Source organism: Sporosarcina contaminans (genome assembly GCF_042679045.1).
Classification (GTDB): Bacteria; Bacillota; Bacilli; order Bacillales_A; family Planococcaceae; genus Sporosarcina; species Sporosarcina contaminans.
On record NZ_JBHTLT010000099.1, the window covers coordinates 1 to 13703 of the forward strand.

Sequence of the window (13703 nt, forward strand, 5' to 3'; positions counted from 1 at the left end):
CTCTGTTCGCTTATGACATGGCCAACAAGCAAAGCGCGTTAGCTTGATTATACAAATAGCTATGACTCTCAATTTAATGTGTCCAATTTCTTGACATAGTATCAAGCCTTGAAAATATGCATCTTGATAGGAGTTATTGTAAATAAGGGGGACCATCTCCCATGAGATTACAACATTGTTTTTCATCCATATTCAGCGTTTCATTATTGGATTCAGACCACGATTCACAAAGGACCATTTTGTCCCTTTCTAACATTGACACACCATAATTTCATTGCCATCTGGGTCTTTGAAATTAAACCAATGGCCGTGTTGGATAGTTGTTGTTACTTCTACATTGCTCTCTCTCAATTCATTGTATGCTTTTTCAATGTCTACAGCATTCAAATGAAATATGGGCGCTTGCAACGGTCCGGTTTTTTGAAATATTTTTTGGTCTAAGACGAGATTAACTCCTTCCAACTCAATAACATACAAATGCCCAAATTGAATATCACCTTTTCGTTGAATCCCCAAAAGACGACAATACCAGTCTCTTGACTCTTCAATATTGCTTACCGGCAAAAAGACTGTGCCAATTTTATTTTCAATAGTGCTCATATTTCATCTCCTATAGAATCGCATAGTGCGGTTAAACGATTTCCATCCGGATCATAAAAATGCAAAAAACGATATCCTTCTGGATCGATTACCAATGGTTCTACTGTTGCACCGCTTTTTTTTAGAGTATTGTACAGCTCATCTATATCTTTCGTTTGAAAACCGATGACGCTATGCTCCTCTCCGTTTTTACTAAAATTTGCGTTAGTGTTATCTGACGTTTCCGATAGAAACAGCATTTGTCCAGAAGGCAGGTTTAATTGCGCAAGCTTTTCTTCCATGCTGTGCCAAACTTTTTGGAACTGTAATACTTCGGAATACCAATTCAATGAAAACGGGATATTTTTCACTGGAATTTCAACATAAAGTATCCGGTCAACCACTTTCATCCCCTCCTGCCACTAGTATGAAAATCAAATTTTAAGTCTGGCTGTCATGCTTCAAGTAACTCTCTACAAATAGGCATTTAAATGTCGTAAAGACCTCCTCTCTTATATCCATACAAAATATAAAAGCCGATGACCTAATAATTAGTCTATAGTTTCGAATCTATGGTGATTGCTCGTGTAAATACTGAGGGATATTGCGATGTTGTTGGTAACGTTAGTAGGTTGTATGAAGATTACCTCTCACGACAGCTATTTGGACAATATTTTTTACATTATACCTCCATTTATAATTATGGCATAATACTGACTATTGCACAATTTGATATTAGATTCATTAAACTTCGTTAGAAAAACCACAAAAAATGCAAAATGCAATTTACAGTCATATTTTGCAAATCGAAAAGCAGCTTCCCTATACAAAAGAGAGCTGCTTTTCATTCACACATTTACCATTTCCAAAAACTGTTGTGTCCTTTCGTTTGTGGAATGGTTAAAAAAAGTTTCGGGGTCGGCATCTTCAATTATGCGCCCTTCGTCTAACATAATGATACGGCTGGCGACCTCTTTGGCGAATTTCATTTCGTGGGTGACGACAATCATTGTCATCCCGTCGTCGGCAAGGTCTTGCATAACTTGCAGCACTTCTCCTACAAGTTCAGGGTCCAATGCGGATGTCGGTTCGTCAAACAAAAGCACTTTGGGTTCCATAGCTAACGCCCGTGCGATGGCAACCCGCTGCTTTTGCCCACCTGACAGTTTGTTTGGATACACTTCCGCTTTGTCGGACAAACCGACTTTCTCTAATAGAGTGAGAGCGTTCTTTTTTGCTTCCGTTTTATCGATCTTTTTAACAATGACAGGCGCTTCAATAATATTTTCGAGCACTGTCTTATGCGGAAATAGATTAAAATGCTGGAATACCATTCCGACTTCTGCGCGTACTTTCGACAAATCGTCTTTCTTCCGGTCGATTTTGCGCCCATCAACAAGAATATCTCCTTCCTGTGCCACTTCAAGGAAATTCAAGCAGCGCAGAAAAGTACTTTTTCCCGAACCACTGACACCAACTAAGACTACGACTTCACCAGGTTTAACTTGGACATCAATCCCTTTTAGTACTTCAAGGTCTCCAAATGATTTGTGTAAGTTTTTTGTAGTAATCATACGTTCCCTCCTATGAACCATCCACATTTAGTCTGTTTTCATACCATTTCAGCAAAGCCGTGAAAATGAGGACGAGGACGAGATAGTAAAGCCCAACAACTAAGAATGTTTCAAACGGCTGGAAGGAAGATGCCGCTTCACGGTTCGCAAGACCAAACAGTTCTGTCACCCCAATGACGTAAACTAAGGACGAATCTTTTAATGTAATAATGAATTGGTTACCTAAAGGAGGAATGGCGCGTCGCAAAGCTTGCGGGAATATAATACGCCTCATCGTTTCGGTACGATTCATGCCCAACGCTAAGCTTGCTTCCCGTTGTCCTTTGTCCACCCCTTGTATCGCTCCTCTAAAAATTTCCGCAATATAGGCACCATTATGAACACCTAACGCAATCGCACCAGCCCAAAAGTTGGACAGCACGATGATCGATGTAATTCCATAGTACAAAAACATAATTTGTACGATGAGCGGTGTCCCGCGAATAAGTGTTATATAAAGATTTGCGATCGTTTGTAAAATTTTTGATCTTGATATTTTCATTAACGCGAAGATGATGCCAAAAACTGTCCCTAATACTATAGCAATTGCCGTTATCTTTAATGTGACAAGCGCCGCTTTCAGGAATCCTTCATACGTTCGCATGAAAACATCGGATAATGTAATCAATATTTCCGGCACGAGTCACACCCTCTTTTCGTCTTAAAATGTAGGTTACTCAAGAAGTTCCGCATCCTCTAAATCCATTTCCAATAAATTACGGCCGAACCATTTTTGTGAGATTTCGTCGTATGTTCCCTCGTCAATTAACTCCTGCAATGCTTCGTCAATAGCGTCGCGAAGCGCTTCGTTATCTTTCCGCACGGCAATAGAAGGCTGTTCAACCCAAAGCGGGCTGCCAACTTCCTTAATATCAAAACCGTTGTCAACTGCTTCAAAGCCGACGATGTCGGACGTTACAACTGCATCCAATCTGCCTTCTACCGTTAAGTCCTTCAGCGCCACTACATCACTACTGTAATATTGCAAGTCATCAGAAAGGGTTTTTGCAGGCTCTTCATACGTCGATTGAGCGACAACACCAATTTTCTTTCCTTTCAGATCGTCAGGAGATGTAATGTCGTTATTGTCTTTCGCGATCCAAATCATCCCACCCGAGTAATAGTAGGGCTGTGTAAAAGCCGCTTGCTCGGCTCGTTTTTTCGTATAAGCCATCGAGCCAATGATCGCATCGTATTTATTGGCCACCAAACCTTGAAGAATCGTCTCAAAAGGATTCGTAACCGGATTCGGCTCCAACCCCATCTTTTCTGCAATCGCTGCACCAATTTCAAAATCAAAACCCGTCAACTCACCGTTTTCCTCAAAATTGAAAGGTTTGTATAAGCCACTCGCCGCATACGTCAATTTCCCTTTATTGACAAGTTCATATCTGTCTTCGCCTTTTGCATTCGAATCGCTTTTTGCATTTCCGCAAGCTGCCAATATAACCATTGTAGCTACTGCTAAAAATAAAAGCGTCTTCATTTTTCCCATAAAATAAAACTCCCTTTTTTTACGAACCAGCAATTTGATTCTTAATTTTCGCTTACTAACTCCGTTCCCTACCCTATAAAGCTATAAACATCGTTTCTTGGAAATAAGAGTGCGGTTTGCATACTTGATTCGAGGGAATAAGGAAAAAGCAAAACAATAATTACAGAAGTGAGGTGGATTCATATGGCGTTAAATGGCGATCGGGAAAATATATCAAGGGCGATGGTCCATGTCATGAAGGAAGGACAGAAAGATACTTTTGAAAAAATCATTGCAGAACTAACTCCTTATGAGGTTTCTGTCCAATACAGGGGTTTGCCTAAAAAAAGAAGAATCTTATTTTTAGAATGGCTTTCCATAGATCAATTGGTGTCCCTTCTTAGATACGTCACGCGGGAGGAACAGGTCCGTATTCTTAAAAAGATTGGGCCTGTCCGATCAATTGAATTATTGGAAGCTTTGAAGAGCGATGAATTAGCGTATTTATTAACAGATCTGCCTGACAAAGAGGTTGAAAAACTCATCGGTGAAATGCGGGAGGAAGAAAAGAAAGCAATTCGCAAGAAAATGAAGTATCCGAAAAAAACAGCAGGTCGATTAATGATTAGCCAATACGTATGGGTTCACAAATCGTATACAGTGAAAAAGTCCGTTGAAAAGCTGAAGCATTTCATTGATTTCGCTGATTACTTGAACTATGTATACGTCATTGACGATGAAAAAGAGTTGATTGGAGTCGCCTCTTATCGCGACTTGCTTTTATCGGACCCAGACGACAGGATCATAGATGTGATGACGAGTGATATTGTAAAGGTGCATGAACTGACAAAACAGAATGAGGTTGCGAAAATAATTGGGCGCCACGACTTCTTTTCCATGCCTGTCGTCAATGATGATAATGTGTTAGTCGGCATTATTACGGCAGATGATATGTTAGACATCGTCGTGCAAGAAGCAAATGAAGATATTGAAATGCTGTTTGCTTCAGGAAAGTCGATTGATTTCCACACAAAACCGCTCGTCGCTGCTTATAGGAGACTGCCGTGGCTTATTATACTGCTGTTCATCGGACTCGTTTCAGGCAGCATTATTTCTCGCTTCGAGGCAACACTTGAAGCAGTCGTTGCATTGGCATTTTTCATGCCGCTAATCGCCGGCATGACCGGAAACACAGGCACACAATCATTGGCGGTTGTCGTCAGAGGACTTGTAACGGAGGAAATAAATTTTAAGAGTGCACTAAAATTGATTTTCCGCGAACTTTTAGTAGGAATTACATTAGGTATCATTTGCGGACTTATCATCTCGATTATTGCGTATGTCTGGCAAGGCAACTTTATTTTAGGTCTTGTCGTAGGCTCCTCTTTAGTGGCAACACTCATTATTGGGACATTGGCGGGGACAATCATTCCGCTAATTTTAAATAAATTCAAAGTCGATCCTGCTGTTGCATCTGGTCCGCTCATTACGACGGTCAACGACATTTTATCGTTGCTCATCTACTTCGGAATCGCGACAGCGTTCATTGATAAATTGATGTAGGTAAGATGAGGTATTCAGGTACTTGCGTTGATTTTTTAAGAGGGACCCGTGTTGATAGACGTGAAACTCGATCGTTTAAGAGCACTCCATCGGTTTTTGACGTTGGAACACCGGCAAATGCGTACGGCTTCGAATTTTAGACAGAGGTATGCCAGTTATAGGCGCGCTGCATTGAATTTTAGGCGCTGGAACCACTGCTATAGGCCGCACAGCATCAATTTTTAATCGCTGAGACTTCATTTTTAGGAGTACTCCATCGATTATTAAGCGCCAATTAATCGAAAGGGGCTTCCGGCGATTGCTGGAGGCCCTTTCTTTGGCAGTTTGATTGGATGAGCTATCTATGTCAACAAGGGGTTCCTTGCTACATATATAGTTATGCTTTTACTAGTCGCTCTTTATGCATCGTTCCATGCTGCATTAAGTTAAGATGCCAAGAGAATGCCTTTTCTAATACATGCGGTGTTTGTCCGCCGCGCTGTACTGCTTCATGATAATATTCCCATAGTTGCTCACGGTACATCGGATGCGCACAGTTTCCAATAATGAGTCCGACACGCTCTCTTGGCGCCAAGCCACGCAAGTCCGCATAGCCGTGCTCAGTCACGATAACGTCTACGTCATGCTCGGTATGATCAACGTGGGAGACGAACGGAACAATGCTGGAAATATCGCCATCTTTAGCGATCGATTTGGTCACAAATATAGCAAGTCGTGCATTTCTCGCAAAGTCTCCTGAGCCGCCAATGCCATTCATCATTTTCGTCCCCGTCACATGAGTAGAATTAACATTTCCATAAATATCAAGCTCCAATGCTGTATTAATGGAGATCAAGCCTAATCGGCGAATCATTTCCGGATGGTTGGATATCTCCTGAGGACGCATAACCAACTTATCCCGATACTTATCTAAATTATTAAATACTTGATCCATTTTTTCTTGTGACAAAGTAATCGATGCACACGAAGCGAAACGGACTTTGCCCGCGTCAATCAAATCAAAAACAGCATCTTGCAGCACTTCTGAGTACACTTCAAGATCTTCAAATTCCGAATTTATCATGCCATGCAATACCGCATTCGCCTGAGAACCAATGCCCGATTGAAGAGGCGCAAGTTTATTCGTCAATCTACCTGCTTTCACTTCAGAACGTAAAAATGTCAATAAATGCTCCGCCATCACTTCCGTATCACTGTCAGGCTTCGTAATCGTCGATGCTGAATCTTGCTGATTTGTGAAAACAATCCCTCTTATTTTATTCACATCCACCTCGATACCTATCTTGCCAATCCGATCATCTGCTTTCGTTAGGTGAATCGGACTGCGTTCGCCCTGTTTCTCAGGCTCGTATAAATCATGAATGCCCTCCCAGTCAGTAGAATGCGCTATGTTGATCTCGACAATGATTGATTTGGCATGCTTCGCAAATGTCAATGAATTTCCGACAGAAGTGGATGGAATTATCATGCCATCCTCCGTAATTGTAACCGCTTCCAAAATTGCGAAATCAATAGGCTCTATGACACCAGCGCGAATCCACTCCGCCGTGTGAGATAAATGATGGTCAACGAACAATAGCTCACCGTTATTAATGCCATTGCGCATCGTGCGTTCAGCTTGAAATGGCAAACGCTTATGAATAATGCCCGCTTCTGTAAATAATTTATCAATATCAGAACCTAAGGAAGCTCCTGTAAATACGTTCACTTTGAATTTTTCAGTTTCTGCACGCTTTACTAAAGCCATTGGAACCGCTTTCGCGTCACCCGCACGTGTGAAACCGCTTAACCCCAATGTCATGCCGTCTTGAATATAGGACGCTGCCTCTTCAGGTGAAATGACCACGTCTTTTAATTTTTCCATTCTGATGCGATCCATATGGTGTACCATTCAACACCCGCCCCTTTTCTTAACTTTTAGATAATCGTAAACGATTCGTAACAAATTAAGGGGAATACGGGTTAAAATACGAAAATTCAAGACGAAGACGATATAGAGACGTCCATTCCAGCAAATTTCTGCATGAATTTACACTCAGTTAAAATCCTAATAATTTCCTAAAATAGCTCGAATACGATTGACTGACTGGAATGTTAGCTCCATTATCCATCGATAGTAAAAACGTCGAATGCGTATCAGGATAAATTGCTGTGATATGATTAACATTGACGATGAACGATCTATGACAACGGACAAATAAATCATGCGGCAACACATACTCCAAATGCTGTAATGAGTTTCTATGCGTTCCGCTTACACGATCTGCCACGACGATTGTTTTGCGATCCTTTACTTCAATATATTTTACTTCTGAAAACGGGACAGGCACCCAACCATCCTGCGTTTTCAACGTTACGACGGATTTTCCTTCCGTATAGGCAGGATAAATCGCCATGACGCAGCCTTGCAGTACACCGTCTTGATGGAAGGGCACTGCCATTCCATGATAAGGCACGCCAAAAACATCTCGATTTATAAATTCCGAGACTTTCTGCTCTTCTTTCAATGCTTTATAAGCAATCGTTCCTTCACGGACAGAATCGCCTTTCCTTATTTTCAAATCGATCCGTTTGCTTGGGCGATAATAAATATATTCCTTTGTATTAGTCACGGCTATGGATATTTCATCCGCAAACAATTCTCCTACAACGTCCAATAAAGAATGTAAATTTAAAGCTTCCATAACAGACTCCTTTGTCTCATATGAATTTTATTGTACATTACCTATTTTTCTATTATAATAGACTGATAAGTAAACGAAAAATTATGTAAAAACAAAAAACTCTTAATAACAGGGGGCCATTATATGCATATTAGAGACTTGACGATAGAACGCTTGGCAGTTGCTACTGTAAATGCAAAACAAACTGTAGCTGAAACATTATCGAAAATTAATGAAACTGGCTACCGCTGCATTCCGGTTGTGGATGAAGAAGACAATTATGTCGGGATGATTTATAAAGTCGATCTACTATCTTATTTGTACGAAGAAAAGGGCGATCCGAATAACTCAATTGATCCATTGATCGAACATAGTGATGTCTATATCGGAGAAGATGAGTCCTTTTTAAAAGCACTCCTGCATATTAAAGCATTGCCATTCATTAGTGTTGTTAAAAACGGCAAACTGCTTGGCATTTTGACCCATAACCAGGTCGAAAGTGTATTGGAAGATGCATTCGGACTGAAAACAGGCGGCATTAACATTACCTTAGCTTCAACGGAGGCAAGAGGGATGATCCGGAAGTTAACTACAACTTTAAAAGATGAAAATATCGAAGGCATGCTGACATTGGACAATGGATCCGCTCTTGCACGCAGAGTTGTCCTTACTCTTGAAAAGGATAGAAGTGACGAGGATATGGTTAAATTACGTGAGAAATTAGAGAAAAACGGTTTCCGTATTTTACAAATGAAACGCATCGAACCAAAATAACATGCTAAAAGACTACCGGAAAGGCTTTTCCGATAGTCTTTTTCATTCGTCAAACTACATTTTCGCTCACAGGCTTTGGCACCATCTTCAGTAAAATACCGCCTATTATAAACAGAATGACTAAGCTGAACACCCCATATGCGGAATTTCCTGTAAGCTGTGTAGTCAATGCTAATAGTAATGGCCCCATGACAGCTGCAAACTTACCAAAAATATTATAGAAACCGAAAAACTCATTCGATTTCTCCTTCGGCACTAACTGCGCAAAGTAAGAACGGCTCAGCGCCTGAATACCTCCTTGCGAAGTAGCAACAAGCATTGCTAAGATCCAAAAATCAAGCGTAGTAGATAAAAAGAATGCATAAATACAAACGATGATATAAACGAAAATACCAGCATACAACATGATCTTAATCGAAAACTTTTGTGCCAATTTACCATAAAGTATAGCAAATGGCGCCGCAACTACTTGTGTGACGAACAGAACGATGAGAAGACTTACATCATTAATACCTAAATCTTTTCCATAAGAGGTTGACATTGAGATAATCGTGCCAACGCCATCGATATAAAAGAAATACGCCAAAAGAAAAATGAAAACATGCCGATACTTACGAATTTCTTTAAAAGTGCCGCCTAGACGCCTAAAACTTCCTGCTATTAAATTAGGTTCTCTTTCAATCGAGTGAATTTGAACAACATTTTTCAGCATCGGAATGGTGAACGTAAACCACCAAATCCCCGTGATGATGAAAGCCATCTTGCTTGCCATCGATGCACCGATCGGAATGAGTTCCTTTTGTGCCAACAAAATAATGGCAATACTTAAAATAAAAGGAATCGTGCTGCCGATATACCCTAAGCCAAAACCTCTGGCAGATACCTCATCCATCCGTTCCTCTTTCGCAACATCAACAAGAAAAGCGTCGTAAAAAATATTTGCCCCATGAAAACCCACAGCAGTAATTGTATAGATGATTAATAGCGGCAACCATGTATCACCCGGAACAAATGCCAAAGAAATCGTAGCCAAAGAACCCATTAAGAAAAACGCTATAAAAAATTTCTTTTTTAGTCCTTTATAATCCGCAATCGTCCCTAAAATTGGGCCGATCATCGCCAATATAAATGTTGCAATTGCAACCGTGTATCCTAAATAAGCAGTCGAATTTGTTGCACTAACACCTGCTTCTGAAGCTACAGATTTGTAGTAAAGCGGAAATACGGCCGTCGTAATAATAATCGAGTACGCCGAATTTGCCCAATCATAAAACATCCAGCTATTTTCAGCTTTGCTATACTTCCTTCCCATCCGTTCTCCCCCCTTTTCATTAATTGTACAGTCTAAACTCTTCGAACAGTAGTAAAATATGAAAAATAGATAGAAGTATCTTTCATCCGCATCATAGTTATGGTATAGTTGTCCGCAAATTACATTTTTTCAGACGGGAGGGAAAGCAATTGGAAACAAATCAATTACGCCTTTCGGTGACATTACTGGCGGGCTTCCAATGGCTGTTCTTCATGTTTGCCAATACAGTCGTTATCCCGATTTCTGTCGGAGGTGCACTGAATTTAGAGCAAGTGGAAATCGTCTCCGCCATACAGCGTTCGTTCATATTGACTGGGATCGCTTGTATTCTACAAGGTTTTATCGGACACCGCTTAGCGTTGATGGAAGGCCAATCTGGATTATGGTGGGGAGTCATTTTAAGCTTGGCTGGTACAGCAAGCGCAATGAACCTCAATTTTGCAACTGTCGGTGGGAGCATCGCTGTCGGTGCGATGATCGCAGGCGCACTCGTCGCCCTGTTCGGCATTATGGGCATCGGGGAAATTTTGAAGCGCTGGTTTACTCCTGCCGTCATGTTCGTCTTTTTATTGCTTCTTGCCAATCAATTAATCTCTATTTTTCTAAAAGGGATGATCGGATTAAACACAGGAGAGACTATTGATGTGCGTATGGCAATCTTCTCCTTTTGCCTTGCTGCATTTACCATATTGGTTCACGTGAAAGGGAAAGGGATTTTAAGCAGCTTGAATTTATTAGTTGGCATGGTTGTTGGCTGGATTGTCGCTGTTCTCATCTTCCCTAACGAGGCACAGGAAACGATACATACAACACCGTTTTTGAAGTGGTTTCCGTGGGGAGAACCTGCGCTTGAATGGGGAATCGTACTGACAGTCGTCGTCACTGGACTATTGAATACAACGAACACTGTCGCTACGTTGAAAGGCGCTGAAGATATTTATGAAAAGGAAACGACCCGTTTCCAATATCGTTCGTCTTTTTTTCTGACAGGCATACTGACGACGATATCCGGTATGTTGGGGTTAGTGCCGTATGCCCCCTATGCTTCCTCTTTAGGCTTTTTGCAATCAACCGGCATTAAAGAACGTGCACCTTTCTTTTTAGGAGCAGCACTGTTCATTTTTCTTGGTATGATCCCGCCATTGACCGCCTTTTTCTCAACAATTCCGCAAAGCGTTGGCAACACCGTTCTTTTTGTCGCCTATTTACAATTGTTTCGATCCTCATTGCGTTCAGTGGAAGGTCTTTCATTTGAGCCGAAAACGATTTACCGCGTTGCATTGCCTGCATTGTTGGGACTAAGCATTATGACACTTCCATCATCAGTCTTTTCAACATTGCCGGAACTCGTCCAGCCGCTTCTATCTAATGGATTGCTCATGGGCATCATTGCAGCGCTCGTCATGGAACTATTGTATTGGTTCGGTCCAAGGATCCGTAGACTGCCATTGCGAAAATAAGATACAATTATTCCGGGGTGATTTACGTGCAAAAAACAATCGGGATATTGGCACATGTCGATGCGGGCAAGACGACATTGTCTGAACAATTATTGTTTCATATGAAAAGCATTCGTCAAAGAGGCCGCGTCGACCATCAAGACACTTTCCTCGACCATCATGCAATCGAGCGCAACCGGGGCATTACCGTTTTTGCTGAACAAGGGATGTTTACCTATGGCGATGCTTCCTATACACTCATCGACACACCCGGGCATATCGATTTCTCGCCTGAAATGGAAAGATCGATTCAAGTGTTGGATTATGCGATCATCCTCATTAGTGCAGCGGACGGCATCGAGGGCCATACAGAAACGGTTTGGCAACTTTTGCGAAAACATCAAGTGCCGACCTTTTTCTTTATAAATAAAACCGACAGGGATGGCATCGATTTAGATGCCGTCATTGAAAATATTAAAATCGATTTAACGGCAAATGTATGCAGCTTAGCGGATTTCCATGAAGGAATTATGGACAATCCACTTGTGGAAGACATAGCCGAGCTGGATGAAACCCTTTTCGAACATTATATGGAAAGCGGCTATGACAAAGAGCTATGGCTGGACAGCATGAAACGGCTTATCCAAGACAGTGAGCTTTTTCCGATTGCTCACGGATCAGCGTTAAAAGATATTGGCGTACTTGAATTTTTTGAGAAATTCCATATGCTGACCGAAACGATGTATGATGAAACCGGGAAATTCGGGGGCCGCATTTATAAAATCCGACACGACGAGAATGGAAACCGAATTACATTCATGAAAATACTGCAAGGTACTCTGCACGTCAGGGATGAAGTTTCCTACGGAGAACGAACAGAGAAAATTACGCAAATACGTATGTATAACGGCAATAAGTTCACGACAGCAGAGAAGGCAGCAGCCGGAGAAATCGTTGCTGTCACAGGCTTATCAGAGGCGGCAGCCGGAGATGGATTAGGAACATGCAAAGACAAGGCGGTTTTTGGTTTGATTCCGACATTAACGTCAACCGTCATTTTCGATCCTTCCATCCACGTAAAAGAAATGCTGACATGCTTCAAGTTATTGGATGCCGAGGATCCTTCATTGCATGTGACATGGGAAAAACAAACAGAAGAAATTCAAGTACACGTCATGGGATTGATGCAGCTTGAGGTATTGCAGCAAATTGTTCTCGATCGATTCGGCTATCATGTTACTTTTGGCGATCCTAAAATTATTTATAAAGAGACTATCCGATCTTCCGTCAATGGATACGGCCATTTCGAACCGCTTCGGCATTATGCGGAAGTCCATTTGAAATTGGAGCCTGCCGACAGGGGCAGCGGCATTTCATTTACAACGATTTGCCATCCAAACGACCTATCGATTGGACATCAAAACCTTATACGCCATCACCTGTTTGAGCGCGATCATCATGGTTTATTAACCGGCTCTGCCCTTACTGATGTGAAAGTGACATTGTTGAACGGCAGAGGGCATAATGAGCATACAGCTGGAGGAGACTTCCGTGAAGCGACATATCGTGCGTTGCGGCAAGGGTTAGAACAAGCCGACAATGTTCTGTTAGAACCTTATTACGATTTTACAATTAAAGTCAGCATAGACCATATCGGAAGAGTGCTTTCCGACATTCAGCAAGCATCTGGCAGCTTTGATGCACCAGTTACAGTCGGTGAAAAAATGATTGTCAAAGGGCGAGTGCCCGTAGCAACTTTTATGCACTATAGCACTGCATTCACTTCCTATACAAATGGAAGAGGTGCACTCTCCTTGCAATTCGGCGGCTATGACGAATGCCACAACACCTATGAGATCATCGAGCAAATTGGCTATAACAAAGATGCTGATCCCGAATATACATCCGCCTCCATCTTTTGCGCCAAAGGCAAAGGCTACACAGTCCCTTGGCAAGAAGCGGAAGCAGCGATGCATTTATTGAAATAAAACAAATGAGCTTCCACTCCAAATCTATGTATGAAAATTTACTTTCAACACGCATAAAATCAAAGAATAACGCATAAACCTATTAATACTGTGCAAAACGACCCTCAACGACGCATAATCACATTCAAAAAATGCATAACTTGCCCACAAAACGCATAATCACTTTAGAATGGCGCATATACAATCCTTATTTTCACGGAAAATAAAAGGGGCTGTCCAGAAAGTCAGTGAAAACTGATTTTCTGTGATAGTCCCTTTCTGGTTGGAGAATAAATGGGGAACCCCTGACAACCGTCGC

At 41.6% G+C, this 13703-nt stretch carries 12 protein-coding genes; 4 read left to right on the forward strand and 8 right to left on the reverse strand.

Annotation, left to right across the window (positions count from 1 at the left end; genetic code table 11):
- Positions 1–249: 249 nt before the first annotated feature.
- The 5 genes from ACFQ38_RS12425 to ACFQ38_RS12445 all read right to left on the reverse strand — a co-directional run bounded on the left by ACFQ38_RS12425 (position 250) and on the right by ACFQ38_RS12445 (position 3687).
- Positions 250–600: a VOC family protein gene (locus ACFQ38_RS12425; protein WP_381481212.1), complete on the reverse strand. Its 351-nt coding sequence runs from the start codon at positions 598–600 to the stop codon at positions 250–252.
- Positions 597–983, reverse strand: a complete 387-nt coding sequence (locus ACFQ38_RS12430; RefSeq protein WP_381481214.1) for a VOC family protein — start codon at positions 981–983, stop codon at positions 597–599. Before ACFQ38_RS12430 ends, ACFQ38_RS12425 begins: the two co-directional genes overlap by 4 nt.
- A 444-nt stretch (positions 984–1427) precedes the next feature.
- Complete coding sequence (locus ACFQ38_RS12435; protein WP_336823977.1) at positions 1428–2153, reverse strand: amino acid ABC transporter ATP-binding protein; 726 nt, start codon at positions 2151–2153, stop codon at positions 1428–1430.
- A 10-nt stretch (positions 2154–2163) separates the two neighbouring features.
- On the reverse strand, positions 2164–2796 hold the full coding sequence (locus tag ACFQ38_RS12440; protein WP_381481232.1) for an amino acid ABC transporter permease: 633 nt from the start codon (positions 2794–2796) through the stop codon (positions 2164–2166).
- A gap of 69 nt (positions 2797–2865) precedes the next feature.
- Complete coding sequence (locus tag ACFQ38_RS12445; RefSeq protein WP_381481217.1) at positions 2866–3687, reverse strand: transporter substrate-binding domain-containing protein; 822 nt, start codon at positions 3685–3687, stop codon at positions 2866–2868.
- Between the two features lie 183 nt (positions 3688–3870).
- On the opposite strand from ACFQ38_RS12445, the gene mgtE reads away from it, so the two are divergent.
- The gene (gene mgtE, locus ACFQ38_RS12450; protein WP_381481219.1) at positions 3871–5229 is read left to right on the forward strand and encodes a magnesium transporter; all 1359 of its coding nucleotides are present in this window, start codon (positions 3871–3873) and stop codon (positions 5227–5229) included.
- A gap of 376 nt (positions 5230–5605) precedes the next feature.
- Here the strand turns inward: mgtE and ACFQ38_RS12455 are convergent, their stop codons facing one another.
- Together ACFQ38_RS12455 and ACFQ38_RS12460 are read right to left on the reverse strand one after the other, a co-directional pair.
- Positions 5606–7120 carry an acetyl-CoA hydrolase/transferase family protein gene (locus tag ACFQ38_RS12455; protein ID WP_381481221.1) on the reverse strand — a complete coding sequence of 505 codons (1515 nt, stop codon included), beginning with the start codon at positions 7118–7120 and terminating at the stop codon, positions 5606–5608.
- Positions 7121–7268: 148 nt separating this feature from the next.
- Entirely contained in the window at positions 7269–7913 is a 645-nt protein-coding gene (locus tag ACFQ38_RS12460) for a LytTR family DNA-binding domain-containing protein (protein ID WP_336823982.1), read from the reverse strand.
- 123 nt (positions 7914–8036) lie between these two features.
- Here ACFQ38_RS12460 and ACFQ38_RS12465 point away from each other — a divergent pair, with 123 nt between their 5' ends.
- Positions 8037–8666: a CBS domain-containing protein gene (locus ACFQ38_RS12465; protein ID WP_381481224.1), complete on the forward strand. Its 630-nt coding sequence runs from the start codon at positions 8037–8039 to the stop codon at positions 8664–8666.
- Positions 8667–8715: 49 nt separating this feature from the next.
- On the opposite strand, the gene ACFQ38_RS12470 is transcribed toward ACFQ38_RS12465, so the two are convergent.
- Complete coding sequence (locus ACFQ38_RS12470; protein WP_336823984.1) at positions 8716–9978, reverse strand: MFS transporter; 1263 nt, start codon at positions 9976–9978, stop codon at positions 8716–8718.
- Positions 9979–10127: 149 nt separating this feature from the next.
- On the opposite strand from ACFQ38_RS12470, the gene ACFQ38_RS12475 reads away from it, so the two are divergent.
- Together ACFQ38_RS12475 and ACFQ38_RS12480 are read left to right on the forward strand one after the other, a co-directional pair.
- Positions 10128–11438, forward strand: a complete 1311-nt coding sequence (locus ACFQ38_RS12475) for a uracil/xanthine transporter (protein ID WP_381481228.1) — start codon at positions 10128–10130, stop codon at positions 11436–11438.
- A gap of 26 nt (positions 11439–11464) precedes the next feature.
- The gene (locus ACFQ38_RS12480; protein WP_381481230.1) at positions 11465–13405 is read left to right on the forward strand and encodes a GTP-binding protein; all 1941 of its coding nucleotides are present in this window, start codon (positions 11465–11467) and stop codon (positions 13403–13405) included.
- Positions 13406–13703: the final 298 nt, after the last annotated feature.

What these genes read in the sequence shown, in the direction of transcription:
- ACFQ38_RS12435 (WP_336823977.1), bottom strand. Translation starts at nt 2,153, where the DNA reads ATGATTACTACAAAAAACTTACACAAATCATTTGGAGACCTTGAAGTA.
- ACFQ38_RS12440 (WP_381481232.1), bottom strand. Translation starts at nt 2,796, where the DNA reads ATGCGAACGTATGAAGGATTCCTGAAAGCGGCGCTTGTCACATTAAAG.
- ACFQ38_RS12465 (WP_381481224.1), top strand. Translation starts at nt 8,037, where the DNA reads ATGCATATTAGAGACTTGACGATAGAACGCTTGGCAGTTGCTACTGTA.
- ACFQ38_RS12425 (WP_381481212.1), bottom strand. Translation starts at nt 600, where the DNA reads ATGAGCACTATTGAAAATAAAATTGGCACAGTCTTTTTGCCGGTAAGC.
- mgtE (WP_381481219.1), top strand. Translation starts at nt 3,871, where the DNA reads ATGGCGTTAAATGGCGATCGGGAAAATATATCAAGGGCGATGGTCCAT.
- ACFQ38_RS12455 (WP_381481221.1), bottom strand. Translation starts at nt 7,120, where the DNA reads ATGGTACACCATATGGATCGCATCAGAATGGAAAAATTAAAAGACGTG.
- ACFQ38_RS12460 (WP_336823982.1), bottom strand. Translation starts at nt 7,913, where the DNA reads ATGGAAGCTTTAAATTTACATTCTTTATTGGACGTTGTAGGAGAATTG.
- ACFQ38_RS12445 (WP_381481217.1), bottom strand. Translation starts at nt 3,687, where the DNA reads ATGGGAAAAATGAAGACGCTTTTATTTTTAGCAGTAGCTACAATGGTT.
- ACFQ38_RS12470 (WP_336823984.1), bottom strand. Translation starts at nt 9,978, where the DNA reads ATGGGAAGGAAGTATAGCAAAGCTGAAAATAGCTGGATGTTTTATGAT.